Source organism: Sphingobium sp. B12D2B (genome assembly GCF_025961775.1).
GTDB lineage: Bacteria > Pseudomonadota > Alphaproteobacteria > Sphingomonadales > Sphingomonadaceae > Sphingobium.
Genome location: NZ_JAOQOH010000001.1, coordinates 824,065 through 849,206 on the forward strand (window position 1 = coordinate 824,065; position 25,142 = coordinate 849,206).

Annotated in this window: 24 protein-coding genes; 7 read left to right on the forward strand and 17 right to left on the reverse strand. The window is 65.3% G+C overall.

Annotation, left to right across the window (positions count from 1 at the left end; translation table 11 throughout):
- Positions 1-156: 156 nt before the first annotated feature.
- The 6 genes from mnhG to mbhE are packed head-to-tail and all read right to left on the reverse strand — an operon-like array spanning position 157 to position 5,700.
- Positions 157-516, reverse strand: coding sequence for a monovalent cation/H(+) antiporter subunit G (gene mnhG / locus M2335_RS03950; RefSeq protein WP_264593851.1), 360 nt, complete (start codon positions 514-516; stop codon positions 157-159).
- Positions 513-788, reverse strand: coding sequence for a monovalent cation/H+ antiporter complex subunit F (locus tag M2335_RS03955; protein ID WP_264577347.1), 276 nt, complete (start codon positions 786-788; stop codon positions 513-515). The genes mnhG and M2335_RS03955 overlap by 4 nt, the downstream gene beginning before the upstream one ends.
- Positions 785-1,120, reverse strand: a complete 336-nt coding sequence (locus tag M2335_RS03960) for a Na+/H+ antiporter subunit E (protein WP_264593852.1) — start codon at positions 1,118-1,120, stop codon at positions 785-787. The genes M2335_RS03955 and M2335_RS03960 overlap by 4 nt, the downstream gene beginning before the upstream one ends.
- Positions 1,117-2,601 carry a proton-conducting transporter membrane subunit gene (locus tag M2335_RS03965; RefSeq protein ID WP_264593853.1) on the reverse strand — a complete coding sequence of 495 codons (1,485 nt, stop codon included), beginning with the start codon at positions 2,599-2,601 and terminating at the stop codon, positions 1,117-1,119. The genes M2335_RS03960 and M2335_RS03965 overlap by 4 nt, the downstream gene beginning before the upstream one ends.
- A complete protein-coding gene (locus tag M2335_RS03970; RefSeq protein ID WP_264571306.1) occupies positions 2,594-2,974 on the reverse strand; it encodes a sodium:proton antiporter in 381 nt (126 codons plus the stop codon). The genes M2335_RS03965 and M2335_RS03970 overlap by 8 nt, the downstream gene beginning before the upstream one ends.
- A complete protein-coding gene (gene mbhE, locus M2335_RS03975; RefSeq protein WP_264571305.1) occupies positions 2,971-5,700 on the reverse strand; it encodes a hydrogen gas-evolving membrane-bound hydrogenase subunit E in 2,730 nt (909 codons plus the stop codon). Before mbhE ends, M2335_RS03970 begins: the two co-directional genes overlap by 4 nt.
- Positions 5,701-5,845: 145 nt before the next feature.
- On the opposite strand from mbhE, the gene bla reads away from it, so the two are divergent.
- The gene (gene bla / locus M2335_RS03980; RefSeq protein WP_264571304.1) at positions 5,846-6,742 is read left to right on the forward strand and encodes a class A beta-lactamase; all 897 of its coding nucleotides are present in this window, start codon (positions 5,846-5,848) and stop codon (positions 6,740-6,742) included.
- Positions 6,743-6,893: 151 nt separating this feature from the next.
- Here the strand turns inward: bla and M2335_RS03985 are convergent, their stop codons facing one another.
- Positions 6,894-7,709, reverse strand: coding sequence for a ferredoxin--NADP reductase (locus M2335_RS03985; protein ID WP_264593854.1), 816 nt, complete (start codon positions 7,707-7,709; stop codon positions 6,894-6,896).
- Entirely contained in the window at positions 7,702-8,160 is a 459-nt protein-coding gene (locus M2335_RS03990) for a hypothetical protein (RefSeq protein ID WP_264571302.1), read from the reverse strand. Before M2335_RS03990 ends, M2335_RS03985 begins: the two co-directional genes overlap by 8 nt.
- 410 nt (positions 8,161-8,570) lie before the next feature.
- On the opposite strand from M2335_RS03990, the gene M2335_RS03995 reads away from it, so the two are divergent.
- Entirely contained in the window at positions 8,571-9,701 is a 1,131-nt protein-coding gene (locus M2335_RS03995) for an aminotransferase class V-fold PLP-dependent enzyme (RefSeq protein WP_264593855.1), read from the forward strand.
- Between the two features lie 93 nt (positions 9,702-9,794).
- Here M2335_RS03995 and M2335_RS04000 read toward each other — a convergent pair whose 3' ends face one another.
- From M2335_RS04000 to M2335_RS04015, 4 genes are all read right to left on the reverse strand, one after another.
- Entirely contained in the window at positions 9,795-10,136 is a 342-nt protein-coding gene (locus tag M2335_RS04000) for a hypothetical protein (RefSeq protein ID WP_264577355.1), read from the reverse strand.
- 142 nt (positions 10,137-10,278) lie between these two features.
- Entirely contained in the window at positions 10,279-10,881 is a 603-nt protein-coding gene (locus tag M2335_RS04005) for a JAB domain-containing protein (RefSeq protein ID WP_264593856.1), read from the reverse strand.
- Between the two features lie 128 nt (positions 10,882-11,009).
- On the reverse strand, positions 11,010-13,532 hold the full coding sequence (locus M2335_RS04010) for an ABC transporter permease (RefSeq protein WP_264593857.1): 2,523 nt from the start codon (positions 13,530-13,532) through the stop codon (positions 11,010-11,012).
- Positions 13,529-14,245 carry an ABC transporter ATP-binding protein gene (locus M2335_RS04015; RefSeq protein WP_264593858.1) on the reverse strand — a complete coding sequence of 239 codons (717 nt, stop codon included), beginning with the start codon at positions 14,243-14,245 and terminating at the stop codon, positions 13,529-13,531. The genes M2335_RS04010 and M2335_RS04015 overlap by 4 nt, the downstream gene beginning before the upstream one ends.
- Between M2335_RS04015 and M2335_RS04020 the strand changes: the two genes are divergently transcribed.
- Positions 14,244-15,002: an arylesterase gene (locus M2335_RS04020; RefSeq protein ID WP_264593859.1), complete on the forward strand. Its 759-nt coding sequence runs from the start codon at positions 14,244-14,246 to the stop codon at positions 15,000-15,002. The two genes, M2335_RS04015 and M2335_RS04020, sit on opposite strands and share 2 nt — an antisense overlap.
- 664 nt (positions 15,003-15,666) lie before the next feature.
- Here the strand turns inward: M2335_RS04020 and M2335_RS04025 are convergent.
- Complete coding sequence (locus M2335_RS04025) at positions 15,667-16,563, reverse strand: hypothetical protein (protein ID WP_264593860.1); 897 nt, start codon at positions 16,561-16,563, stop codon at positions 15,667-15,669.
- Positions 16,564-16,707: 144 nt separating this feature from the next.
- On the opposite strand from M2335_RS04025, the gene M2335_RS04030 reads away from it, so the two are divergent.
- Positions 16,708-18,333 (forward strand): NAD(P)/FAD-dependent oxidoreductase, encoded by a 1,626-nt coding sequence (locus M2335_RS04030; protein WP_264593861.1) that lies wholly within the window; start codon positions 16,708-16,710, stop codon positions 18,331-18,333.
- Positions 18,334-18,509: 176 nt separating this feature from the next.
- On the opposite strand, the gene M2335_RS04035 is transcribed toward M2335_RS04030, so the two are convergent.
- Complete coding sequence (locus tag M2335_RS04035) at positions 18,510-18,950, reverse strand: aconitase X swivel domain-containing protein (RefSeq protein ID WP_264593862.1); 441 nt, start codon at positions 18,948-18,950, stop codon at positions 18,510-18,512.
- Complete coding sequence (locus tag M2335_RS04040) at positions 18,947-20,236, reverse strand: aconitase X catalytic domain-containing protein (protein WP_264593863.1); 1,290 nt, start codon at positions 20,234-20,236, stop codon at positions 18,947-18,949. The genes M2335_RS04035 and M2335_RS04040 overlap by 4 nt, the downstream gene beginning before the upstream one ends.
- Before the next feature lie 201 nt (positions 20,237-20,437).
- On the opposite strand from M2335_RS04040, the gene M2335_RS04045 reads away from it, so the two are divergent.
- Complete coding sequence (locus M2335_RS04045) at positions 20,438-21,253, forward strand: arginyltransferase (RefSeq protein ID WP_264585756.1); 816 nt, start codon at positions 20,438-20,440, stop codon at positions 21,251-21,253.
- A gap of 546 nt (positions 21,254-21,799) precedes the next feature.
- On the opposite strand, the gene M2335_RS04050 is transcribed toward M2335_RS04045, so the two are convergent.
- Complete coding sequence (locus M2335_RS04050) at positions 21,800-22,288, reverse strand: GAF domain-containing protein (RefSeq protein WP_264595354.1); 489 nt, start codon at positions 22,286-22,288, stop codon at positions 21,800-21,802.
- 118 nt (positions 22,289-22,406) lie between these two features.
- Between M2335_RS04050 and M2335_RS04055 the strand changes: the two genes are divergently transcribed.
- The gene (locus M2335_RS04055) at positions 22,407-23,288 is read left to right on the forward strand and encodes a hypothetical protein (protein WP_264593864.1); all 882 of its coding nucleotides are present in this window, start codon (positions 22,407-22,409) and stop codon (positions 23,286-23,288) included.
- Positions 23,289-23,349: 61 nt separating this feature from the next.
- Complete coding sequence (gene arfB / locus M2335_RS04060; RefSeq protein ID WP_264593865.1) at positions 23,350-23,772, forward strand: alternative ribosome rescue aminoacyl-tRNA hydrolase ArfB; 423 nt, start codon at positions 23,350-23,352, stop codon at positions 23,770-23,772.
- Positions 23,773-23,803: 31 nt separating this feature from the next.
- On the opposite strand, the gene M2335_RS04065 is transcribed toward arfB, so the two are convergent.
- Positions 23,804-25,135, reverse strand: coding sequence for a hypothetical protein (locus M2335_RS04065; protein WP_264593866.1), 1,332 nt, complete (start codon positions 25,133-25,135; stop codon positions 23,804-23,806).
- Between the last annotated feature and the right edge of the window lie 7 nt (positions 25,136-25,142).

Below are 25,142 nucleotides of genomic sequence, written 5' to 3' on the forward strand. Positions count from 1 at the left end.
TGCACGAGGCGGACGGGCCGCTTATGGAGCCCGGTTAACGGGGTCAACCATCTCGTGGTTGCGATGCATCACTAGTGAGGCCGGATTGTTGCAAATAGGCAACATATCCGGACGAGCGAACTTGGGGTTTTCGTCCGTCCTCGGGGACGCTGAGGCCTAGCTGTCCCGCGTCAGCTCATCAGGCTTGCCGGGATGGCGCTCCAGCTCGTCGCTGAGCGGATCATGCGCCAGCCCTTCCAGCCGCGTACCGGAAACATAGGCAGCGCGGCCGAGCAACTGCGCGCCGATCGGGAGGGTAATGAGCAGGAACAGGATCGTCAGCCCGCTGGTCCAGTTCAGCTCCGCGATGTCGGCCGCCAGCACGACGCCGAGCAGCATCAGCGTTGCCCCCAGTGTGCCAGCCTTGGTGGCGCTGTGCATCCTCTGCAGGGGATCGCGCAGTCGTACGATGCCAATGGCGGCGATGAGCAGAAAGGCCGTGCCGGCAATCAGCAGGGCCATGGCGAGGACCATCATTGCCGCCTCCGCTTGCGTTCCAGGAACACGGCGAAGGCTGCCGTGGCGACGAAGTTGATGAGCGAGATGCCGAGCGCAATGTCCAGAAAGGCGCCGCGCCCGGTCGCGAGCGTGGTCAGTGCCGCGAACCCGACGGCGATGGCGGTCAGCATGTCGAGGGCGACAAACCGGTCGGCAAAGCTCGGCCCGGTCACCATGCGCCAGCCGGCCAGCAGGAAGGCCAGTGCCAGCGGCACGGCGAGAACAGTGGTGAGCGTCGACATATCGATCATCGCTCCAACTCCATGATCCAGCGCTCGTAGATCCGCTTGAACCGCGCGATTGTCGTCGCCGCATCGGCGGTGTTGAGCACATGGACGTAGAGGCTGTGCTGGTCCTCGGAGACATGCAGGCAGGTCGATCCGGGCGTGAGCGACATGAAATAGGCGAATAGGGCAACGGCCCAGGGCCGCTCCAACTCCGTCTCCACGCGGATGATCGCTGGGGCGGTGCGGATGCGCGGGGACAGGACAATCCTGGCGACCGCGAGGGATGCGACGAGGAGATCCCACAGGAACATCGCGACCAGCGTCAGGCTGGCGCGCAGGCGGCGGGCGGGTCTCATAAGCCGCCCCCACTGACGGCGGCCAGCGCGCGGCTGGCGAGGAGCGAGAGCGTCCACAGGCTTTGTGGCAGCAGGCCGATGGTGATGGTCGCGCCGGAGAGGATCGCCATGGCGATCAACCCCGCCAGCGGCACCTTGCGCACCGGCTTGCCGCGCGGTTCCTTCCAGCAGGCATCGGACCAGAAGATGGACATGGAGACGATGGTCATCAGCCCGGCGATCAGCGCGATAATGCCCAGCCAGGCCATGCCTGCATCAAAGCTCTCGCGAATGACGATGAACTTGGCCCAGAAGCCCGACAGGGGCGGGATGCCCGCCAGCGACAGCACTGGCACTGCGAGCACCAGCGTGAAGAGCGGGTTGCTGCGGGCCATGCCGCCTGCCCGCGTGAGATCCCAGCTTCCGCTCGCCCGGCGGATCAGGCCTGCGCCGAGGAACAGATTGGCCTGCACGATGATCGAGTGGACCATATAGAACACCGCGCCGGCAATGCCCTCGCGCGTGGCGATCGCCAGCCCGATGGTCATGTACCCTACCTGCGCGACGATATGGTAGGCGAGGATGCGGCGCATGTCTGTGTGTGCCAGCGCGCCCGCGCAGCAGATGAGGATGGTCGCAGCCGCGATCCAGCCGAACACCGGCACCATCTGCGCGGCGCCGATGCCGCCCGCGCCCACGCCGAACACCCCGGCGAAGACCAGCAGCAGCGCATAAAAGCCCATCTTGGTGAGCAGGCCGGCAAACACGGCCACGGCGGTGAGTGGCCCGGTATGGTAGGAGGCCGGCAGCCAGAGGTGGAAGGGAAACAGCCCGGCCTTGAGCGCGAAACCGGCCATCAACAGAGCGGTCGCAGTGGCGGAGGCGAAGCTGGGCGGGCGGCTGGCGAGCGCAGTGGCGGCTGCGCCGACATCCAGCGTGCCGGTGATCCCGTAGATCATGCCGACGCCGAGCAGGATGAAGGTCGCCGCCAGCATGGAGAAGCTGGCATAACGGATGGCGCCGTCGATCTGCGCCGGGCGGCGGTCCAGCGTTAGCAGGCCCAGCGCGGCGATCAGGGCCAGCTCGAACCAGACGTAGAGGTTGAACAGATCGCGCGTCAGGAACGCGCCGTTCACCGCGCCGGTCATCGCCAGCATCAGCGCGTCATAGCCGGCGCGGCGGCGGCGCGGGCCGACGTCGACCAGCGCGTAGATCGCGGCGGCAAAGGCGATGAGTGCCGTGACGACCACCAGCACCAGCCCCGGCATCGTCGCCGAAAAACTGATCGAGATGCCGTGCGGCCAGCCGCCGAAGACGGTGAGCGGGACGAGGTTGCCGCCATTGGCCTGCACGAACAGCAGCAGCGAGACGACCAACAGCAGGCCGTTCGTGATCAGGCCGATGGCGCGGGTAAGCGCGATGCGCGCGCGCAGGATGAGCACCAAAGCCGCCCCGATGAAGGGCAGGATGACGGGCGCGGGCAGCAGCAGCGCATCAGTCATCGGTCAGTTCCCGCTCCTGCGGCGTGCCCAGCGCTTCGGCGGAATCGACGTTGCGCGCATCGATGCTATGGCTGTGGCGCCAGGCGCGCAGCACCAGCACGGCGAGCATCACCGTGAGCGCGAAGCCGATGACGATCGCCGTGAGGATCAACGCCTGCGTAATCGGATCGGCGGACTCGCCCAGCGCGCGCTGGCCTTCGCCCACAATGGGCGGCTGCCGGCTCTGGATGCGCCCGGCAAGGAAGATGAGGATGTTGACCCCCGTCGCCAGCATCGAAAAGCCAAGCAGCATCTTCACCAGATTGCGCGAGAGGATCATGTAAAGCGCGCAGGCGATGATGCCTGCGCCGACGGCGCCATAGAGCAGCGTCATCGCGTTGCCTCCCGCTGGAGGCCGAAGTGGAAGGCCAGCACGGCGCCGAGCACCACGAGATAAACGCCCAAATCGAAGATCAACGTGGTCGAGAGGGCCGGGATGAGGCCGCCCGGCTCCCACCAGAGATGCGTCAGGAACGGCTCCCCGGTCATCAGGCCGGGCAGGCCGGCGAGCAGCACACATAGCATGCCAAGGCCCACCAGCGTCAGGGTGCGCAGGCGCAGCACGCGCTGGGCGTGGTTGACGCCATAAGCCAGCGCCAGCAGCGCAAAGCTGAGAGCTGCGACCAGCCCGCCCACAAACCCGCCGCCCGGCTGGTTGTGACCGCGGAACAGAATGACCAGCGAGGCGAGCAGCAGCAGCAGGCTGATCCAGCGCCCGGCAACCTGCAGGGAGAAGTGGACCGGCTCGGGACCGGGCACCGGCCCTTCACTGCCCCGGCTGCGCAGCAGCGAGCGCGCCATGACGGCGGCAATGGCAATCACGATGGTCTCGCCCAGCGTATCGATGGCGCGGAAATCCACGAGGATGACGTTGACGACATTATGGCCGTGCGCCGCCACGAGGCTCATCTGACCAAAGAAGTGGCTGGCGGCGGACACATGTTCGCGCGCGGCCATGTCCATCACTGCCAGGAACAGCAGCGCGCTGATGCTGATCGCAAGCAGGGCGTCGCGCTTGCGCATCGCACGGGTGCGGGTCGCCGGGCTGGCGAGCGGCACTGCCAGTAACAGCGCGGAGAGCAGCACGACCAGCAGCGCTTCCACGGTGAACTGGGTGAGCGCCAGATCGGGCGCGCCGTTCATCAGAAAGGTGATCGCGGCGGCAAAGCCGGCAAGACCGGTGGCGATCATGCCGCTCAGCAGCGTATTGGCGCGCGCGGCGGCAATGGCCCCGCCCAGCCCGACCAGCGCGACCAGTGCCTCGCCCGGCCGGAAATCGTTGGGGAACGGGATGTCAGGCCCAACGCCGGCTTTCGCCACCGACCAGGCGATCAGCAACCCGGCGCCGCCGACCACGGCCAGCAGATAGCGCCGCAGATCGCCATGCTGGAGCGCGTCGGTCAGCCTGCGGGAGGAGAGGATGAGGGCGCGCAGGCTGATTTCCCACAGCGGCTCGATCTCATAGGTGTTGAACTGCTTGGTCTGCCGCAGCCAGATGTGGATCTTCCGCCAGAAAGCCACGATCAGGGCGCCGATGGAGACGACGACAAAGCTCAGCAGCAGCATCGGCGTGAGGCCGTGCCACACCGTCAGGTCCACTTCCACGGCCCGGCCATAGACCGAGGCGACCGCCGGGCGGATGGCGACGCGCGTGATCCAGTCCGGCGCGAGGCTCATGAACAGGCCGGCGGCAGAGAGTAGTAGCGGCGGCATCACCAGCGAGAAGGTTTCGCCATGCTGCACCTTGTTCACCTTGCCGCGGCCCATGAAGAACGGACGCAGCGTCACTACCCCGGCCACGCCGACCATGACAGCGTTGACCATCACGGCGATGGCCAGCGGGATGACTTCCCAACTGCTCTCCAACTGCGCCTGAAACAGGAATTCCTTGGAGATGAAGCCGATGAATGGCGGGATGCCGGCCATGGAGAGGCTGGCACCGAGGCAGGCCAGCGCCGTCAGCGGCAGATGCCGGGCAAGCCCGCCCATGGCGCGCAAGCTGTAGAGGCCCGTCGCGTGCAGCACAGATCCCGCGCAGAAGAACAATGCCGCCTTGTAAAGGGCGTGCGCGAACAGGAAGCCGATCATCGCCACCGATGCCGCCGGCCCGTCCAACCCGACGAGGAGCACGAGAATGCCGAGTGATGCGACCGTGGAATAAGCCAGCGCGGACTTGAAGTTCTCCGCCCGCAGGGCCTGCAACGCGGCGACGAGCATGGTGACGCAGGCCACGGTGATCAGCGCGCCCCGTCCCCAGCTTTCCGCGCCGATCACCGGCTCGAACCGGGCGAGCAGATAGATGCCCAGCTTCACCATCGTCGCCGAGTGCAAATAGGCCGAGGCGGGCGTTGGGGCCTGCATCGCGTTGGGCAGCCAGAAGTGGAACGGGAATTGCGCGGACTTGGTGAAACCCGCGATCAAAATGCACACGACGATCGCCGTGCCCCACGGGCTGTCATGCAATTCGCCAACCCGCGCCACCGCCTGCGCCATGGAATAGGTGCCGAGCACATGGCCGATCATCGCGACGGCCATCAGCAATGCGAGACCGCCGAACGCCGTCACCTGCAGCGACATCAGGGCCGCCCGGCGGGCGCGGGCGCTGCGTCCCTCAAAGCCGATGAGGAGGAAGGAGAGAATGCTCGTCGCTTCCCAGAAGACGAGGAAGACGAGCAGGTTCTCGGCCAGCACCGCCCCCAGCATCGCGCTGAGAAAGAGCAGGATGTAGCAGAAGAAACGGGCGCGTTCGGCCGGCGACTTGTTGGTGAGATAGCCGCCGGCATAAATCGTCACCAACCCGCCCAGCCCGGTGATGAGCAGGCAGAGCAGGAAAGAAAAGCCATCGAGCCGAAGCGTGAAATCAAGGCCGAGCCAGGGTGCCCATTCGGCTGCTTCCCCCTTCACCCAGCCCCGTTCCACGAACTGCGCCATGTTTACGAACGCCGCGAGCAGGCCGAAGGGGAAGAGGGCGATCACCATGCCCGCACCACGCCCAATGACGTAGGCCAGCAGCGGCATCAGGCAGGCGCCGAGGAAGGAAATCAGCAATATCGTCAGCATCTGACAAACCTAATGCACAGTTTTGCCTGATGATGCAGCACCCAATGGCCGCGCGGGGGCGTTTTCTCGCTCAGAATGCAGAGGCAATGCGCGGCGCAGTCAGGAAGGGTTGGCGAAACCGGTTCGTCCCGCTTATCAAAGCCGGATGATCGATCGTCGCGATTTTGCCCTGGCTATGGGCGCGAGTGTTCTGCTGGCCGGCTGTGCCGACAAGCGGGAGGGGATGAATGACCCGGTGGCCCGCCTGCAGGCGATGGAGCGCGCGATCGGCGGCAGGCTGGGCGCGCTCGTGCTCGATACCGGCAGCGGACGCAGCTTCGGCTGGCGGACCGACGAGCGCTTCTGTCACTGCTCGACCTTCAAATTGTCCTTGGCGGCGATGGCCCTGCGCGAAAGCGACGCCGGGCGCCTCGATCTGGCGGAAGAGCTGAGCTTCAGTCAGGCGGACCTCGTCGCCTACGCGCCCGTGGTGGAAGAAAATCTCGCCAAAGGGCGCTTGCCGATCCTCAGCTTGGCCCAGGCGATCCAGATCACCAGCGACAATGCCGCCGCCAACATCCTCATGCGCCGGCTCGGCGGCCCCGAGGCGTTGACGCGCTTCTGGCGGGAGATTGGCGACAACACGAGCCGGCTGGATGGCTATGAGCCGGAGATCAATGTGATCCCGCCTAGCACAGAGCAGAACAGCACCACGCCAGAGGCGATGGCGCAAACGGTGCGCAAGATCGTGCTTGGCGATGTGCTCAGCGCGGCCAGTCGCGACCGGCTGAGGGAGTGGATGGTGCAGACCCAGAGCGGGCGCAATCGCATCAGGGCCGGCATTCCCACCGATTGGCAGGGCATGGACAAGACGGGCACCGGGATGCGCCGAGGCGTCGGCAACAAGACCAACGATCTGGCGGTGTTGGTTCCGCCGGGCGGACGCAGTCCGCTGATTGTGATCGGTTATGTCGAGACGCCGACCTTCGCCGAAGATGTCCGCCCGCAAGACGAAGCCGCGCTCAAGGCGCTGGGCGCGCTTGCAGTCAGTTGGAGCGCCTGATCGCCGTGGGCGACCAGGATTTCGTTATTCCCGCGCTCGCGGAAATCCAGTTCCACGCCTGCGCCGGGAGGTAACGTCCGAGCTGGATTCCCGCGTTCGCGGGAATGACGAAGGTGAAGCGCCTTCGCGATTAACCCTCTGCACCTAAAACCTAATCCACGAACGCCCGCTCGATCACATAATCCCCCGGCTTGGCGTTCGAGCCCTCCTCAAAGCCGAGCGCGTCGAGGCGGGCGGAAAAGTCGCGGATCATCGCCATCGATCCGCACATCATCACCCGGTCTGTTTCCGGGTCCAGGCGCGCGGGGCCGCTCAGGCCGCGGAACAGCGTGCCATCGTCGATCAGGGCATCGATCCGCCCCGTGGTGCGGAAGGGTTCGCGCGTCACCGTGGGGCAATAATGGAACTGCAGCAGGGCCTGATCCTGCACCAGCGGATCGCCGGCGAGCTGGCTTTCCAGATCGGTGCGGCATGCCAGATCGGCGACCGTGCGCACGCTGTGCGCGAGCATGACCTGGCCGAAATACTCATAGACATCCGGATCACGCACGAGGCTGAGGAAGGGCGCGAGGCCCGTGCCGGTGGAGAGCAGGAACAGGCGGCTGCCGGGCCGCAGGGCGTCCATCACCAGCGTGCCGGTGGGCTTGCGGCCAAGATAGAGACTGTCGCCGGGCTGGATCTTGCACAGGCGCGAGGTGAGCGGGCCATCCTCGACGCGGATCGAGAGAAATTCCAGTTCCTCGGCATAAGCGGGGCTGGCGATGGAATAGGCGCGCAGCAGCGGCCGCCCATTCTCACCCGGCAGGCCGAGCATCACGAACTCGCCGGAGCGGAAGCGGAAGCTCGCCGGCCGCGTGATCGCGAAGCTGAAGAGATGGTCGTTCCAGTGCTTCACCCAGCGAACGGATTCCACGCTGAGTGCGCCGGTCGGCTCGAGCTCGAAGCCGTGATGGGTCATGTCATTCATTGGGGAACCTTACAGTGGCAGGATCGAACATGGGCAGCGCGGGCCAGAGTTCAACCGTCCGTAGCGCCGCGCCGAGCGAATCCAGCGCCATACGCAGCGCCGGGGCGCCCTCGGGCTGCACGACAAGCGCGACCGTCGCGGGCGTTTGATCCGCGTGTGCCCCGCCGGGCAGGCGGATCAGGCTGAGCAGAAGCGCCTCGCCATCGCTGAGCCGGGGGCAATCGACGTCGGCAAAGGACAGCTTCTCGCGCGCGTGGCGGTTGACCACGGCCATCATCATGTGGAAATGCGGGAAGCCGGCCATGAGATCCGCCTTGTGAAAGGCCGGGCCGACATCGCCGCACGGGCAACGCCCGCAAGAGACCGCCTTTGCCCAGTGCCGCATGGCCCAGACGAGCAAACGGCCGCCACGATCGAGCAACGAAAGCGGGCAATCCAGAAACGCATACATGGGCAATCTCTCCCGTGGCAGTCAGGGGCGATGGCAGGCGGCGCTGGCGCCGGCAAGGCAAGCGCGCATATCGCCGATGGAAGGACGTCCCCGGCCCGCTGCACCTGCAGGCCGGGAACGTCCGCGCCGCGCGAAGAGGGGTTCGCGCGGGTGAAGGCGTTGCGACTGCACTGATCTGCTAATGACAATGAATCGCATTAACAGCGTCATGCCGATCCCTGTGGACTTCGTCAAGCGCGATCTGCATCTTTCGCTTCATCCAAGCACCGAACGGTGATGCGAAGGATCAACTGGCATCCCGCACCATGCCCCGCTATGCGCGGCCAGCGGCGATTGCGTGGCATCGAGTCAGCGCCGTCGCACGAACGGGCAGCATCAGGATGCGCTGCCTGAAGCAAGGAGAACCATCTATGCCCGCCCTGCGCCCCGATATCGATCCCGATGGCCTGCTCGAATATTCGGTGGTCTTCACGGATCGCTCGCTCAATCACATGAGCCAGGCTTTCCAGGGCGTGATGCGCGATATCCACGCCACCTTGTGCGAAGTCTACAACGCCGAGCGCGCGGTGGTCGTCCCTGGCGGCGGCACCTATGCGATGGAGGCGGTCGCCCGCCAATTCGCCACCGGCGAAAAGGTGATGGTCATCCGTAACGGCTTCTTCTCCTATCGCTGGACGCAGATTTTCGAGGCGGGATCGATCCCCGCGTCGGAAACGGTCATGAAGGCCCGCCGCATCGGCAATGGCGGCGCGGACCAGCCTTTCGCGCCCGCGCCCATCGATGAGGTCGTCGCCGCCATCCGTGCCGAGCGGCCCGCCGTCGTCTTCGCCCCGCATGTCGAGACCGCCTCGGGCATGATCCTGCCGGAAGATTATATTCGCGCCGTCGCGGACGCGGTGCATGAGGTCGGCGGCCTCTTCGTGCTGGACTGCATCGCCTCGGGCTGCATCTGGGTGGACATGGTCGCGACCGGCGTCGACATCCTCATTTCCGCCCCGCAAAAGGGCTGGTCCGCGCCGCCATCGGCTGGGCTGGTGATGATGAATGCCGCCGCGCTGGAGCGCTGCCGCGCCCGCCAGTCGACCAGCTTCGCGATCGATCTCGCCAAGTGGAACAGCATCATGGAAGCCTATCTGAATGGCGGCCATGCCTATCATGCCACCATGCCCACCGATGCGCTGCGCACCTTCCACAAGGCGATGATGGAGACCAAGCAGATCGGCTTCGAAACGCTGCGCGCCGCGCAGTGGGAGCAGGGCAATGCCGTGCGGGCGATGCTGGCGGAGCGCGGCGTGCGGTCGGTCGCCGCCGATGGCTTTGCCGCGCCGGGCGTGGTCGTGGTGTTCACGGAGGATGCCGCGATGCAGACCGGCAAGCCCTTCGCCGCGCTCGGCCTGCAGGTCGCCGGCGGCGTGCCACTGATGGTGGATGAAGGCCCGGATTATCGCAGCTTCCGCATCGGCCTCTTCGGCCTCGACAAGCTCAAGGACGTGCCTGCCAGCCTCAAGCGGCTGGAAACGGCGTTCGATCAGCTGTTCTGAGCTGGTCCGTCAGCCCTCTCCTGCCAGCAGGAGAGGGTTGGACTGGGCTGGAAATCAATGCTGCTCTTCAACGGAGTGAGAGCGAAAGGGGGCCTATTTGGAACCCACGCCATTGCGGACGATCAGCTTTCCATTGTCTTCCGCGATCAGAGCTCTGTCGCCGTTATAGCGAATATGGCTGCGCGCCATTTTTGCACATTCGGCGTCATGATTGATTTGGCGCGCGACCCATCGTTTCCAGGCAGGCTGCTGCAAAGCCCGGCACTCGGCTTCATAAATGCCGCAACTATGGGCGGCCCGCATTTCTTTGATTAACAGCAGCCAACGACTTCGATCTTTCGGAATGCCCTCCTCTGGAGGCTGGCGGTCATAGCCCACACGGTCTTCTGGGCTTTCCATAAGCCGATCATAGCGATCACTATGTTCACTGCCCATGCCTTTTCTGAGATATTGCTGTGGGCCACAGAGCATCAAAGTGGACTGACTGCATCCCCAGCAGGTTCTGCCAGCCGACATGGCCTGAAGCCGCTTCCTTCAGCCGTGCCAGGCCTGCGAGCCATTGCCGCAACCCCGCCCGCTACAACAGGCCGTGTCCGGCGAAGCTGAAGACGGCCTGACCGGCAAAAACCCAGTGGTCTGCGACATGAATGTCCAAGGGGCGCGCCGCTTTGCAGATTTGGTCCGTCATGATCCGGTCGGCCTTGCTGGGTTCGGCGATGCCGGAGGGGTGGTTGTGGGCAAGAATGATGTGCGCCGCCCCGAGGATGATCGCGGTCATGACGATTTCGCGGACATAGACCGGGGTGCTGTCATATCCCCCGGACCAATGAGTACGGCTCTCGATGACGTGTTTGAGCTGGCTCAGATAGACCACATGGAAGTGCTCGATCCGGCAATGCCCGATTTCCGCAGCAAGGTGACGCTTCAACTTTTCGACATCGAGGGGCTGCGTGGTCTTCAACGCTTCGGATGCCAGCACGCTGAGATGAAGGCTCCGAAAGTCCTTGATCGCGCGTATCTGCGCCTCCGAAGCGCCCCGCAATTTGAGGACGTCCGGTGGAGCGTGGACCAACTCAGCCAGCGAGGCGAATTGCCTCGAAAGCTGCTTTGCGATCGCCCATGGCCGCGGCAGGCCGTAGAGCGCAAAAAGACCTGTCAAATGGCTCAAGGAATGCTTCATCGGCCGTTTGATGATCCGTTAAATGGTCATGCTTCTGAGATGCATTAACCATAATTTGGACCATAGGTGCCTGTAAAGCGGACTTGTGTCTACAAGTCTACATAAGTTGTGGACAAAATTCCGGACTCTTACAATTCCCGCAGGGCCCGCGAGGGCCGCAGCGACATCAGTGGGATCGATCCGGCCAGCCCGATGCCCAGCGTGATGATCGCGCCGCCCGCCAGTGTCGCCAGCACCACGCCCCAGTCCGGTGCCCAGCCGAATTCGAAGACCTGCACGATAACATACCAGGCCGCGCCCATGCCCAGCGCCAGCGAAACCAGCGCCAGCGTGGCGGCGAGCAGGGCATATTCCATGGCCTGCGTGCCGAGGATCTGCCAGCGCGTCGCGCCCAGCGTCTTGAGAATCACGCTGTCATAGCTGCGCGCTTGCCGCGAGGCAGCGATGGCGCCGATCAGCACCGCAACGCCCGCGAAGATGGCGATGGAGGCCGCCGCCACGATGGCGCCGGACATCTGCTCCAGCAGCCCGCTGATCTGCTCGACCACTTCGGCCACCGCGATCACCGAGACGCCCGGGAAGGCGGCGAGCAGCGCGCGCGTCACGCCCGCGCCTTGCGCCTCGTCCATGGTAATGGTGGCGGTGAGGCTGTGCGGCGCGCTTGCCAGAGCGCTGGGCGAGAAGACCATGACATAGTTGAACCCCATGCTGTCCCAGTTCACCTTGCGCAGCGAGGCGATTTTGGCTTCGATCTCGCGGCCGAGCACGCTCACCGTCATGCTGTCGCCGATCTTGAGGTTGAGCGTCTTCGCCGCTTCCTCGTCCAGCGAGATGAGCGGCGGACCGGCATAATCGGGCGTCCACCACTGGCCCGCGACCAGATCGCTTCCCTCCGGCAGCGTCGCGCTATAGGTCACGCCGCGCTCGCCGCGCAGGAACCAGGCGCCCTCGGGCAGTTCCTCCATGTCGGCGACGCGCTGCCCGGCATAAGCCACGATGCGCCCGCGCAGTGCCGGCACCACGTTCAGCTCCGCCGCCGGCGCCTCTTTCGCTACGATTTGCCGGAAGCGCGCCTGCTGATCGGAAGGAATATCGAGCACGAACTGGTTGGGCGCCTTCTTCGGCACCGTCCGGTCGATCTCGGCGGTGAGGCTGGTCTGCACGCCGGCCAGCGTGACGAACAGCGTGAGCGCCAGCCCCAGCGCGATCACCAGCGCGGACGTCTGCGCGCCGGGGCGATAGAGATTGGCGATGGCGAGGCGCCAGAGCGGCCGACGCGGGCGCGGCACGCGCCGGGCAATCGCGCTGATCCCCCAGCCGAGCAGCAGCAGCACGCCCAGCACCGCCGCCGTCGCCCCCAGCACTGCAGCCGAGAACAAGGGCTCGCGCGCCGTGCCGAGCGCAATCGCCAGCACCGCCAGCACGCCCAGCACCACGCCCGCCACGCTGCGCCGGTCCAGCCGGCTGCGCGGCTCGACATGCGCGCGCAGGATCGCGGCGACCGGCAGCGTCCGCGCCCGGTCGAGCGGCGGAAGGGTGAAGATATAGGCGATCAGCAGGCCATAAGCCGCGCTCGTGATGAGCGGCAGCGGATGGATGCGGAAGCCCGGCTGCACCGGCAGAACATCGCCCAGCACGGCGATCAGCGCCGGCGGCAGCAGCGCGCCCGCGATCAACCCGCAGGCAATGGCGATCGCCGCGACCGTGCCGATCTGCATCAGGTAGATGCGCTCGATATCCGCCGAGGTTGCCCCCAGCACCTTGAAGGTCGCGATGCCGCCGCGCTTGATCGCGAGATAGGAGGAGACGCCATTGCTCACCCCGATGCCCGCGATCACCAGCGCCGTGAGGCCGATGAGCGAGAGGAACTGCCCCATCCGCTCGATGAAGCGGCTGGTGCCCGGCGCCGCATTCTCCCGGTCACGGAACGACCAGCCCGCTTCGGCCTGCTCGTCTTCCAGCCGCGTGCGCAGCGCCTCGACATCGGTGCCCGGCGCCACGCGCACGCGATATTTGCTCTCATAGAGGCTGCCCGGCTGGATCAGCCCGGTGCGCCGCAGACCTTCTAGCGAGACGATGGCGACCGGCCCCAGCGTAAAGCCTTCGCCCACCCGGTCCGGCTCCTCGGCGATGATGCCGGCGATGGTGAAGGTCGCGGTGCCATAGCGCAGCGCATTGCCGGGCTTGATCTGCAGCCGCTCCGCCAGCGCCTCGCCGATCAGGATGCGGTCGGCGGGCAGCGAGGCATAGCTCCCCGCGCGGAGCAGCAGCGTGCCATAAAGCGGATAGGCGCCATCAACGCCCTTGAGTTCGGTCAGCACCGCCGCCGGGCCATCCGTATCGCCGGCCCCCACTGCATTCGCCATCGCCCGCAGCCGGATGGTCTCGCTCATCGTCCCCAGCGCGCGCAGCGTCTGCTTCTCGGCTTCGCTCGCCTCGCGCTGGCTCATCCGCGCCTCGATATCGCCGCCCAGGATCGTCTGCCCCCGTGCGGAAATCTCGCTGGTGATGGAGGTCGTCAGGCTGCCGATCGCCGCCAGCGTCGCCACGCCCAGGAACAGGCAGACGAAGAGCAGTCGCAGCCCCCGCAGCCCCGCATTGAGGTCACGCCGGGCAATCGACCAGCTCGCCCGCAGGCCCAAAGTCCTCATGCGCGCCGCCCTAATGCGGGCGCGCCCTCCACGATCAGCCCGTCGCGCATTTCCACGATGCGGTCGCAGCGCTGGGCAAGATCGGGGTCGTGGGTGATGATGATCAGCGTTGCCCCGCTCGCCTGCTGACGCGTGAACAAAAGGTCGATGATCGCCGCACCGGTGTGCCCGTCCAGATTGCCGGTCGGCTCGTCGGCAAAAATGATCTGCGGCCCCGGCGCCACCGCGCGTGCAATCGCCACGCGCTGCTGCTCCCCGCCGGAAAGCTGCGCGGGATAATGGTCGATGCGGTGGCCGAGGCCCACCGCCGTCAGCTCCGCACGCGCGCGCGCAAAGGCGTCCTCAAGCCCCGCCAGCTCCAGCGGCACCGCGACATTCTCCACAGCCGTCATCGTCGGCAGCAGGTGGAAGGCCTGCAGCACGATGCCGATCTGGCCCCGTCTCGCCCGCGCCAGCCCGTCCTCATCCAGCGTGCTGAAATCCGTGCCTGCCACGCTCACGCTACCGCTGCTCGCCTGCTCCAGGCCGGAGAGCACCGCCATCAGCGAGGACTTGCCCGATCCCGAGGCGCCGAGGATCGCAATGCTCTCCCCGCGCATTATGTCCAGGTCCACGCCCTTGAGGATATCCACCTTCGCCTCGCCCGTGCCGAGCGAGAGGGTGACATTGCGGGCGCGGATGGCGATATGGGAGGCATCGATGGGTGCATGCATGCGGAAAGGGCCTCGCGTGGCAAAGACGTTTACTCGTTATGGTGTCTCACTGCTGCTTGTCCAAGCACTGCTCGCCTGTTCTCCACAAACTCCCGACACTCAGGGGGGTGCTGGTGCCGGCAATAACGCCGCCGCAGCCCTCTCCAATACGGCAAATGGCCCTGACGCCCGCAGCGCCCCGGTCGCGGACCGCAAGCTGGTCGTGGTGTTCGGGGATAGCCTCTACGCCGGCTATAATCTTGGGCCACGCGAGGGCTTTGCCCCGGTGCTGGAGCGCGCGCTGGGGGGGCAGGGCGTGCCCGCGCAGGTGGTCAATGCCGGCGTCTCGGGCGATACCACCGCAGCCGGCCGCCAGCGCCTCGCCTTCACGCTCGACGGGCTGGAGCGCAAGCCGGATCTCGTGATCGTCGGCCTCGGCGGCAACGACATGCTGCGCGGCCTGGAGCCAAAGGAAACCCGCGCCAATCTCGATGCGATCCTCGCCGAGCTGCAAAAGCGCGGCATCCCCATCATGCTCACCGGCATGGTCTCCGCCCCCAATATGGGCGCGGCCTACGCCAAGGCCTTCGATCCGATCTTCACCGATCTCGCGAAGAAGTACGACGCGCCGCTCTACCCCTTCTTCCTCGATGGCGTGATCGGCAACCGCACCCTCATGCTCCCCGACGGCATCCACCCCAATCCGCAAGGCGTGGAGACGATTGTGGGGCGGGTTGGGCCGCTGGTGGCGGGGGTGTTGAAGGGGGAGGGGGAGTAGAGCGCACCCGCGCGACGGTTCCGCCACTCCACGCGCGGCATCCCCATAATCCCATGCGCGTCATGCTGAACTTGTTTCAGCATCCATGGCACGAGACTGAATTGATCTCGACTGCAAGATGATCCGCAGCGTCATTTCTCGACCGATAGACGTGAGGCGAGGGCGCAGGCTAACAAGGGCCTAAGCGGCGTCCAGTGAAGGTCCTTATTATTTCGTACCCATATAGCCGCATGGTTTCGGTAACTGTGACGCTGCTATCACCGTAGTGGCCATTTACTTCTACGGGGATTCCCTTGATCTCACGTTCTGGTGTGTCAACTCGTGTAAATCCGGTAATACGACCTTTCTCCATTACAGCGCTATCAAAGTGTTTTGGTGCGGCAGGGTAGCGATGGAATAGAAGAGATTTTACAGTAATCGACTCCGCCTCCTTCTTTGTAATGCAAAAAGAATGAGTGGCAATATCTGGAGGCGCACCTTTTACGTTCAGTCTCGCAACTGTTATTTCCCATTTCCCGTCCCGGATTCCCTCAGCAGACGCACTATCGCACGCGGTCAACGGGAGAATGGCACTGATCAACAGTGCTAAGGCAGTTCGTCTCTCTTTCATGGTTCTGGTTCTCTGCCGAACTTGTTACCGAAATACATATGAGCGTGCCGGAGATCAGTGATCAATTGGTCGCAGAAATTCTACGATCTGAATACGAGTTACCCGCCCGGCTTTGCGACCTAATCGCCCCGTTACCTCAACTGCGCCGCGCTTGCCGGCAGCTACAGTGTAGGGATTGGATTCATTCTCAAAAACTGGGTCAAGTACCTCCGCCATAAGGAAGCCTCCATCCGGATTTTCTACGCTTAGGCCGTTTGTGTGGAAACGAAAGCCGTCCGTGCGGAGTGTTAGGTCACCCAGAGGAGTCCAGTCGAGCTTTTGAGATTCTCTTATCGCCTCGGCATCATCTGCGTTCACGATGAGTGGCTTGGCGTCGCCGGATACGAAGCTTGCCGTGCTGACAGACCGGCCCACGGGAGCCACATAATCGGTCGCTGCTTGTCCACTGCCTGAGATCGCTGCGCGAAGAACATCATGTAAGCTTATTATTTCACGGTGACGCCGCTCGTCAGAACGATCTACACTCTCGTGTGCCATCCGCTGGGATTTGCTCATGGCGCCCAAAGCCGCCTTGTGCATCTCTGCCATTTTTTGAATCGCAAATTCCACGGTGTCATCCTTTCCACGGAACTTGTCGATTATCGCAGTGACGTAGTGGGTGAGGATATCAGGACCAATTGCAGCGATAATTGGTATGCCATAACTCAGGGCTGTAGACACTTCGCCGAACAGGCCATCCATGCCATATGAACCTCTTTTAGGCTCGTGGACTTTCAGAAGAAGGGGCACCTTCTCGTTTCGGTTAGGCAATCTCTCGAAGGCAAAAATAAAGAGGCAGTCTGAAACCATCCTCCCGATCCCTTGGAGGGATTTTCCAAGTAGCCGAGCGTCGATCGTATGGTTAGCGGCATCGCCGCCATCATAGACGATATGGATTGCACTTTCAGACACTACTAGTTCCCCCAGTTCTAGGTAGGTCTAGCGACAAACCGTGCATATTTTGAGTCCCGAAATACTGTAAGAATTGAGGGTTGGAATAAGGGTAAATCCCCGTCCCCCATTCCCCTCCCGCGCCACACGCGCTAGGGCCGGGCCATGATCCGCCTGACCGGTCTCACCCTGCCCCTCGATCACCCGGACGATGCACTCGCGCCCGCCATTGCAGCGCGCCTTGGCATTTCGCAGGGCGATCTGCTCGGCCATGAGGTCGTGCGGCGCGGCAATGATGCGCGGCGCAAGAGTGCGATCCTGCTCGTCTATTCCGTGGATGTCGCCCTGCGCGACGAAGCCGCCGTGCTGGCGCGGTTCGTGGGCGACAAGGATGTGCGCCCGCGCCCGGACACGGATTATCATTTCGTCGCCCGTGCACCGGAGGGCTGGTCCGGCCTGCGTCCGGTGGTCATTGGCGCCGGGCCGTGCGGGCTGTTCGCGGGGCTGATCCTCGCGCAGATGGGCTTTCGCCCGATCATCGTGGATCGCGGCAAGGTGGTGCGGGAGCGGACCAAGGATACCTGGGGCCTCTGGCGCCGCTCACAGCTGAACCCGGACAGCAATGTCCAGTTCGGCGAGGGCGGGGCGGGCACATTTTCGGACGGCAAGCTCTATTGCCGGGTGAAGGACCCGCGCTTCCTCGGTCGCAAGGTGCTGGAGGAGTTCGTCCGCGCCGGCGCGCCGGAGGATATTCTCACCGAGGCGCATCCGCACATCGGCACCTTCCGCCTCGTCACCATGGTGGAGAGCATGCGCCGCACCATCGAGGGGCTTGGCGGCGAATATCGCTGGCAGACGCGGGTGGACGGGCTGGAGCTGGATCGCAGCCCGGATGGCAACATGGCCCTGCGCGGGCTGCATCTGCACGATGGCAGTTTTCTTGAGGCCGATCATGTCGTCCTCGCGGTCGGCCACAGCGCCCGGCCGACCTTCGAGATGCTGCACGAGCGCGGCGTGTTCATCGAGCCCAAGCCCTTCTCGCTCGGCGTGCGCATCGAGCATCCGCAGGCCTGGGTGGATGAGGCGCGCTACGGCCGTTACGCCAAGCATCCGGTGTTGGGCGCGGCGGCCTATAGCCTCAGCCATCATTGCGCGAACGGGCGCACCGTCTACAGCTTCTGCATGTGCCCCGGTGGCCGGGTGGTCGCGGCGACATCCGAGGAAGGGCGCGTCGTCACCAATGGCATGAGCCAATATTCCCGCGCCGAGTTCAATGCCAATTCGGGGCTGGTGGTGGGCATCGATCCCGCCCGCGATTATCCCGATGGGCCGCTGGCGGGCATCGCGCTGCAGCGGCATTGGGAGTCGCTGGCCTTCGTCGCGGGCGGCTCCAACTATTGCGCGCCGGGGCAGAAGGTGGGGGATTTCCTCGCCGGGCGTGCCTCCACGGAACTGGGCATCATCACCCCCTCCTACAAGCCGGGCGTCAAGATGACGGACCTCGCCACCTGCCTGCCGGAGTTCGTGCTGGAGTCCTTCCACGAGGCGATCCCCGCCTTCGGCCGCCAGATTGCGCGCTACGATCATCCCGATGTGGTGATGACCGGCGTGGAAACGCGCACCTCCTCGCCGATCCGCATCACCCGCGGCAAGGATTATCAGAGCCTCAACGTCGCGCGGCTGTTCCCCGCCGGCGAGGGCGCTGGCTATGCCGGCGGCATCCTCTCGGCGGCGATGGACGGCATCAAGGTCGCCGAGGCCGTGGCGCAGAGCATCACGGCGCGGCGGTGAGGTAGCGAGCCGAAGCCTGCGCGGATAACTTCACGCCCGGTTCCTCTTCGTCATTCCCGCGAACGCGGGAATCCAGGTCAGCGCTTGCGCTATGGGGCAGTGTCGAAGCTGGATTCCCGCGTTCGCGGGAATGACCAAGGATGAGGATCACGGGAAGGCCGATCCGCACCCGCCGTTCACCCCGGCCTGCGATCCCAAACCATAATCGTCCCGGCATCGCCATCCACCCGCACCCAGTCGCCGGTGCGGATGGCGTCGAGCGGGTCCTGGTCGCACTCGGTGACCGTCGGCGTACGCATCACCACGGCGCCGAGCGCGGCTTTGGTGGTCATGATGTTGAACACCATCGCCACCGGCGAGGCGCCGCGCAGCTTGGACATGTGGAAGATGCTCGACCAGCCCGAGGAGCCCTTGGCGCCGGGGAAGACCAGCACCTTGCCGGCAAAGCTCTGGCCCTTCAGCTCATGGCGGCTCTCGATCACCGTGCCGCTCATCGGGTTGACGCCGCCCCAGCCGGAGATCGTCTCGCGCGTCACCAGCGCCTCGCCCTCGGCGATGCCCGGCACCACGGCGCGGCCCCGGATGATAAGGCGGGGCTTGTCCAGAACGTCGCTCATGCCAGGGCTCCTTTCCACTTGCCGGTACAGGCGGCGTCCACGCAGTCGGCGGTGGTGCCGTACCAGCCCTCGATGCCCATCATCGCGGGCAGATAATGCACCTGCTTGGCGCTATCGAGCGCCGCGACCTTCGTGCCCTTGGGCACCGCCTGGCTGATCGCCGAGCAGGTGTCGGTCATGAGGTAGGCGCCGGCATCGCGCAGGATCTTGGAATAGCCGTTGGCATCCGCCGTCGCCTTCACCGCGCGGCTGGTGAACACCCACAAGGCGCTGTTGGCGCTCACCTTGCGCCCCTCGATCAGAGCGCAGACCTGCGCAATCTGCTCGATGGAATAATGCGGGCAGCCGAGCATGACATAATCGACATCCTCGCTGGAGCCGACGCTGTTCAGCGTCTCGTAGATGCGCCGCCGCGCCGCCGCGTCATAGACGAAGCGCTCGCCTTTCGCCGCGCCGCCGAAGGCCGTCTCCACGCTCGGCGCCTCGGGGGTGATGCCGACCATGTGATACATCTCGACGCCGCCGGACGAGGCCGCGGCCGCGCCGAAATGCTTGTGGCGGATGAGGCTCGCCTCACTGATGTCGCCAGTGATGACGGGGATGGTATCCTGCACGGCATCGCCGACGAAATAGCCGAGCATTCCCCATTCGAAGATGCTGTCGACCGGCACCTGCACGTCCACGCTATGCTGCCCCTTGCGGAAGTCGTCGCGGTGGAAGCCCCAGTCGGGAATGCGCTTGGCCAGCATCGCGGCGCTGGTGGATTCGCGTCCCTCGCAATTGGTCCGCGCGCCGATGACGGAGTTGGCGAACACCACCGCGCTCGATTCCATCCACGCGCAGTGCTCGCCCATCACCGGCACGTTGCCGGCGAGATAGGGCGTGCAGGTCTTGAGGATCTGGATACCGTGGGCGGCGACTTCCGCCTCGTCAGAGACGAAATTGTCGTGCGCCTCCGTCGTCATGCCCTGCTCCTGCCAGAGCGTGGGGTCCATGCCGCCCTGCAGATGGCACGAAAAGGCGTTCATGCGCGGCACTTCCACAACTTCGTCGCTGTCGAGATCGAAGCGGGAAAAAACGGCGCGATAATCTCCGCCATCTGCGGCATAATAATCCTTCACCCATTGCGGGGCGGAGCCGGGCACGCCGGCAACGTTGTTTGTCTCGACGAAACGCTCCGCGCCGAGCGCGTCGGCATAGCGGATCAGCAGTTCCATGGCCTTTTGCGTCGCGGCGCCGGACTCTCCGTCCAGCATGGCTTGTTCGGCATCGGTCAGCATAACCATGGCAGGCTCTCCATTATTCGTTACCTTACTATCGATCAGGATGGCGCGAGAAGCAAGGCTCGTGATTGTCGCGCAACGCGAAGCCTGCCCCTTCGGGCACCGAAAAATCCGTGGTAAATGCTCTTTTCACACTGGGGGGATAGAGGCATAGTCTCCTGAGCCATTGAATCACGGGCCTTTGCCGGGCCGCTGGGAGTTGATGTGAGCGCTGCTTTCCGCTTTCCGCGGTTCTTCATGACCAATGCCGGACCGTGCCCCTATCTGCCTGGGCGCACGGAGCGGAAGGTGTTTACCGAACTGACCGGCGAGCACGCGTCCGAGCTCAATGACGCGCTGGGCCGCATCGGCTTTCGCCGCAGCCAGAACGTCGCCTATCGCCCGAGCTGCGCGGATTGCACCGCCTGCGTCTCGGTGCGGATCGTGGCGAACGAATTCAAGCCCAACGCCACCCAACGCCGCCTCGTGCGCCGCAATAGCGACCTGGTGGTGCGGGCGTGCAAGCCTTGGTCCACCGACGAGCAATTCTCGCTGCTCCAGCGCTATCTCGCCGCCCGCCACCCGACTGGCGGAATGACTGAGATGGACGAGATCGATTTTGCCGACATGGTCGAGCAGACGCCGGTCGAGACCTATCTTATCGAATATCGCGAACCGGGGGAAGACGGCCGCCCCGGTCGGCTGATCGGCGCCTGCCTAACCGACAAGCAGGGCGACGGGCTGTCGATGATCTACAGCTTCTTCGAGCCGGAGCTGGAAGGCCGCAATGGCCTCGGCAGCTACATCATCGTCGACCACATCCTGCGCGCCCAACGCGCCGGCCTACCCTATGTGTACCTCGGCTACTGGGTCGAAGGCTCGGACCGGATGAATTACAAGGTCCGCTATCAGCCGATGGAAAAGCTCGGCCGTGCCGGCTGGGAGCGGCTGGTGCTGCCGGCTGGCCAGTCCGATGCCCCGAATGCCGGCCGCCCGGAACAGAGCCTGACTCGCGACCATGAGGGGCGCGTGCTTAAGTAATCGGCCTGCGGCCGTCTGGAGGGGCTTGTCGAGGGTGCGCGGCGACTTGCGCTGGGAGGGGCGCCAATGGGGAGCAGGTAGGCATCTCCGACCTTCACCGTTCGTGCTGAGTAGGGTCTGAGTAGCGCCGCAGGCGCAATCGAAGAGCCGTATCGAAGTATCCCCGCGCATGGGCAGTCCTTCGATACGCCGCTTCGACAAGCTCAGCGGCTACTCAGGACGAACGGAGGTTCGGGCTGCATTGGCGTCGTGTCAGCAAGGGCAGCTTTCGCATTTACAATCGAAAAGCCGCCCTTTCGTGCAAGAGCGCCTCGTGCACGCCACCCGTCCATAAACGCTAAGGGTCCGGCCGCTCGAAAGCTGCCGGACCCCTGCTGGAAAGCCCCCCGGTTCCAGTTCGCTCTTGGCGTTTGGCCGCGATGTTGCGCCTTGCGGCCATGCGCCTTGGTGCGAGCGATAAGGGGAGGCTATCAATGCCTTAGCGGCTTGGCGAGTCCGCTCGCCCCGTCGCGCGTCCCAAAGTGGATCAGCCGAAAGGCCCGTGCGTCAGCCTGCCAGAGCGGGGGCGATTGCCGCGCAGAGCGCGCCCAGCCCGGCGGCGTCGGCCTCGTCGAAGCGGGCGGGGCGGGGACTGTCGAGATCGAGCACGCCGATCAGCGCGCCCTCGTGGATCACCGGCACGACCAGTTCCGATGCGGAGGCGGCATCGCATGCGATGTGGCCAGGGAAGGCGTGGACATCCTCGACGCGCTGGATCTGCCGGGTCGCCGCAGCCGTACCGCACACGCCGCTGCCCAGCGCGATGCGGATGCAGGCTGGCTTGCCTTGAAACGGGCCGAGCAACAGCACGTCATCCACCAGCCGGTAGAAGCCGGCCCAGTTGAGGTCCGGGACATATTGCCAGATCAGCGCCGCGACATTCGCCATATTGGCGATGGCGTCCGGCTCGCCCTCGGTCAGCGCGCGCGCCGCAGCGAGGAGATCGGCATAAAGAGCGGGCTTGTCGCTGCCCGTCGCGGGAGAAAAATCGTACATGCCTGCCATTTAGGTGCCGCTTGTCCCCCGCGCCAGCCTCTTGGCTCTTGCGGATCGGGCCGCCGCATGGTCTTCAGGCGCTGGATTATCGGGCGGTTAACGAAACGGGGAAGCAGCCATGGAGCCGATCGGGCAGACAGGCGTGAGCGAAGTGGAGGAGATGCGGGCGCTGGGCCGGGACGTCGGGCGCCGTGGCGTCGAGCGGCTTGGCACCGGCATGACGCGCTTGGTGGAGGAGACCTCCGCGCTCTATCGCTGGGCGCTCACGATGCTGGTTCTGCTGAATGCAGGCGGCCTGTGCCTGAGCCTGCTCGCGCGGGACAGCCTCGGGCCGGATGCCCTCCCGCAAGTGGCGCTCACCTTCTTCGGCGGCATGATGATGGCGCTGCTGGCGGCGCTCGTCGGCCTTGCGCTCACGGTCCCACTGGCTGGAGCGATGCGGCGTGCAATGACGGATTGGACCGAGGTTTCTCTCTCCGGCGAGCTGAGCGATGCGGCGATGACCTCCGCCCGCCACGTCCGCCGGATGGGGACGGTGTGGATCGCCGCAATGGGCCTGGTCGGGCTGATTGCGCTGGCGTTGTTTGCGGCGGGGGCGCTCATGCTCGGCGAGCGGCTGGGCGCCTTCGGTCCCTCGAGCGAGCCCGCCGCTGCGGTGGAGGGCGCGGCGCCCGAGGCCGCCGCGAACAGCACTGCGCCCGCCAGTTCTCTGCCTGACGCCGCCGCGCCCCGGGCGTCGGCGGTTGCGCCGGCGCCTAGTCCTGCCGCGCGCCCGGCCCAAATTCGAACACAGGCGCAGCCACGCGCCGCGACAGCCGCACCTGGGCCCGCAGCGCGGAGCGAGCGGCAGGCCTCACCGCCGCCGGTCCGATCCGCGCCTGCACGCACCACATCGCAGCCCGCGTCTGCGAATCCGGCCCCGCCTCCCGCCGCGTCCTCGCCTTCGGTGCCGAGTGAGGCGCCGCTGCTGTCTCCCGGCGCCCCCACCACCGGAAACTGATCGTCAGGCCCGGCAGCGATTGGCTCTTGCGACAGTGCCCCGCGCCGGGTGATGAGGGGCCATGCCGCGCATCCAGATCACGCGATCGATCAGCATCGATGAGGACGAGCTTCTCGAGAGCGCCACGCGCGCATCCGGGGCTGGCGGTCAGCATGTCAATACCACCGACAGCGCGGTCATTCTGCGCTTCGATGTCGCCGGTTCGCCGTCGCTGCCGGAGGCGGTCAAGGTGCGCCTCGCAGCGCTGGCGGGCGCAAGGATGACGGGGGAGGGCGTGCTCATCCTGCGCAGCGAGGGCTCGCGCTCGCAGTTCGAGAACCGCCGCGAGGTGCGCCAGCGGCTGTGCGATCTGATCGCACAGGCCACCATCGTGCCCAAGAAACGCAAGCCGACCAAGCCCACCAAAGCCTCGCAGGTGCGCCGCGTTGAGGGCAAGACCAAGCGCGCGTCGGTAAAAGCCGGGCGGGGGAAGTGGCGGGAGTGATGGCCTGCGAGGTCATCCGCCCCCTGTCGGATCACATTTTCACGCAGCCCCGCAAGGCCGCGCGCAGCGCCATCGTCGCATTGCTGAGCGATGCCTCGCCCTCCAGCCTGCCGTTGATCCGCAGCATCGCCGTTCCTTTCTGCTGGGTCAGCAGCGGCACCAAAGGTGTGCCGGTGATGCCGCCGATCCAGTGGGTGCCGTTGGCGCTGCCACGCTGGACGGGAATGTTGACCAGACGGCCGGCGAAATTCCAGGTCATCGTCAAGGCGTTGCCGGCGGTCGGCTTGTTGAGCAGCATCGCCATATAAGGCTTCCCGCCCTCGCAATAGAGGCTGAGGGCTTCGATGTTGGGGGATGCTGCGGCGCTGACATAGGCCATGGGCGCGCGCCCGGCGACGGGCACGACTTCCCACGGCGTGCCGGGCAGGGCCACCGCCGTCTCGGGCGGACTGTTATCAAGCAGGGTCTTGATCTCGGGCGCGACGGGCAGCCGTGTACCGGTGGCGGGGGCGTAAACGCTCAGCTTGCCGCGTTCCCACAGGCCCACCTGCACCGCCCGCCGGGCGGGGTCGATCATGATATAGGCCTGCTCCTCGCCGCCCTTGTGCTGGGCGTTGCCGGAGAGATAATAATAATTCCCGACGCGCTTGAGCGGGGTGACGACCGAGAGATTGGTCCGCAGCACGTCCATCTTCGGCCCTAGCCGGGACTTGAGCGCCGTCGCGACGGCGCCGCGATCCAGCAGATCGATATTATCTTTGGCGTAGCTGCCCGGATATTTGCCCACGAGGCTGGCGAGGTTCGTCCATTCCGCCGGGATGCCCTCTACGGCGGCGGCCGGTGTTGCCGCTGGTCGGGGCGGCGTCGGGGCTGGCGTGCCGACGGCCGCGCTGCTCTTGCAGAGCATGAACAATCCGCCTGCCGTAAAGGCGGCATGAAAAGGGTCAGGTCTCTGACCGCGCATCAGATTGTCCTCGAACCGGATGACCCCGGCCTTTTCGTCATCATTGACGTACATATAGACGCGCCCGGAATCGCTGGGGCTGATCGGGAACGGCATGAACACGGCCGTGATCCCCTCATAGCTCGGCCCCATGAAGCTCACTGCATATTCGACGCGCGGCGGCGTGACGGTGCGGCCATGGGCGCGGAAGGTCATGCCCTTGTCGTCGATGGTGACGCGGGGCTCCGCGCTGCAATCGCCGCGCGGCGCGTAGCTGCCATAGATGTGATCGAGGCCCTGGCCCTTAAGACTGGCGATTGTCAGGGCCTGCGTAGCGCTCCCTTGCAGCGCCAGCGCACAAGCAGCGATGATCACGCCGGACCGGCGCGATGCGATTTCGGAAATGGTTGGAAAGGCCATGTCTACT

Excerpts from the sequence above, each read along its gene's own strand:
- M2335_RS03985 (WP_264593854.1), bottom strand. The coding sequence starts at position 7,709 with ATGAATGACATGACCCATCACGGCTTCGAGCTCGAGCCGACCGGCGCA.
- arfB (WP_264593865.1), top strand. The coding sequence starts at position 23,350 with ATGCCGCGCATCCAGATCACGCGATCGATCAGCATCGATGAGGACGAG.
- M2335_RS04040 (WP_264593863.1), bottom strand. The coding sequence starts at position 20,236 with ATGGTTATGCTGACCGATGCCGAACAAGCCATGCTGGACGGAGAGTCC.
- M2335_RS04050 (WP_264595354.1), bottom strand. The coding sequence starts at position 22,288 with ATGTACGATTTTTCTCCCGCGACGGGCAGCGACAAGCCCGCTCTTTAT.
- M2335_RS04005 (WP_264593856.1), bottom strand. The coding sequence starts at position 10,881 with ATGAAGCATTCCTTGAGCCATTTGACAGGTCTTTTTGCGCTCTACGGC.
- M2335_RS04035 (WP_264593862.1), bottom strand. The coding sequence starts at position 18,950 with ATGAGCGACGTTCTGGACAAGCCCCGCCTTATCATCCGGGGCCGCGCC.
- M2335_RS03955 (WP_264577347.1), bottom strand. The coding sequence starts at position 788 with ATGATCGATATGTCGACGCTCACCACTGTTCTCGCCGTGCCGCTGGCA.
- M2335_RS04000 (WP_264577355.1), bottom strand. The coding sequence starts at position 10,136 with ATGGGCAGTGAACATAGTGATCGCTATGATCGGCTTATGGAAAGCCCA.
- M2335_RS04010 (WP_264593857.1), bottom strand. The coding sequence starts at position 13,532 with ATGAGGACTTTGGGCCTGCGGGCGAGCTGGTCGATTGCCCGGCGTGAC.
- M2335_RS03965 (WP_264593853.1), bottom strand. The coding sequence starts at position 2,601 with ATGACTGATGCGCTGCTGCTGCCCGCGCCCGTCATCCTGCCCTTCATC.
- M2335_RS04065 (WP_264593866.1), bottom strand. The coding sequence starts at position 25,135 with ATGGCCTTTCCAACCATTTCCGAAATCGCATCGCGCCGGTCCGGCGTG.
- M2335_RS04015 (WP_264593858.1), bottom strand. The coding sequence starts at position 14,245 with ATGCATGCACCCATCGATGCCTCCCATATCGCCATCCGCGCCCGCAAT.
- M2335_RS03990 (WP_264571302.1), bottom strand. The coding sequence starts at position 8,160 with ATGTATGCGTTTCTGGATTGCCCGCTTTCGTTGCTCGATCGTGGCGGC.
- M2335_RS03960 (WP_264593852.1), bottom strand. The coding sequence starts at position 1,120 with ATGAGACCCGCCCGCCGCCTGCGCGCCAGCCTGACGCTGGTCGCGATG.
- bla (WP_264571304.1), top strand. The coding sequence starts at position 5,846 with ATGATCGATCGTCGCGATTTTGCCCTGGCTATGGGCGCGAGTGTTCTG.
- M2335_RS04020 (WP_264593859.1), top strand. The coding sequence starts at position 14,244 with ATGCGGAAAGGGCCTCGCGTGGCAAAGACGTTTACTCGTTATGGTGTC.
- M2335_RS04055 (WP_264593864.1), top strand. The coding sequence starts at position 22,407 with ATGGAGCCGATCGGGCAGACAGGCGTGAGCGAAGTGGAGGAGATGCGG.
- M2335_RS03995 (WP_264593855.1), top strand. The coding sequence starts at position 8,571 with ATGCCCGCCCTGCGCCCCGATATCGATCCCGATGGCCTGCTCGAATAT.
- mbhE (WP_264571305.1), bottom strand. The coding sequence starts at position 5,700 with ATGCTGACGATATTGCTGATTTCCTTCCTCGGCGCCTGCCTGATGCCG.
- mnhG (WP_264593851.1), bottom strand. The coding sequence starts at position 516 with ATGATGGTCCTCGCCATGGCCCTGCTGATTGCCGGCACGGCCTTTCTG.
- M2335_RS04030 (WP_264593861.1), top strand. The coding sequence starts at position 16,708 with ATGATCCGCCTGACCGGTCTCACCCTGCCCCTCGATCACCCGGACGAT.
- M2335_RS03970 (WP_264571306.1), bottom strand. The coding sequence starts at position 2,974 with ATGACGCTGCTCTATGGCGCCGTCGGCGCAGGCATCATCGCCTGCGCG.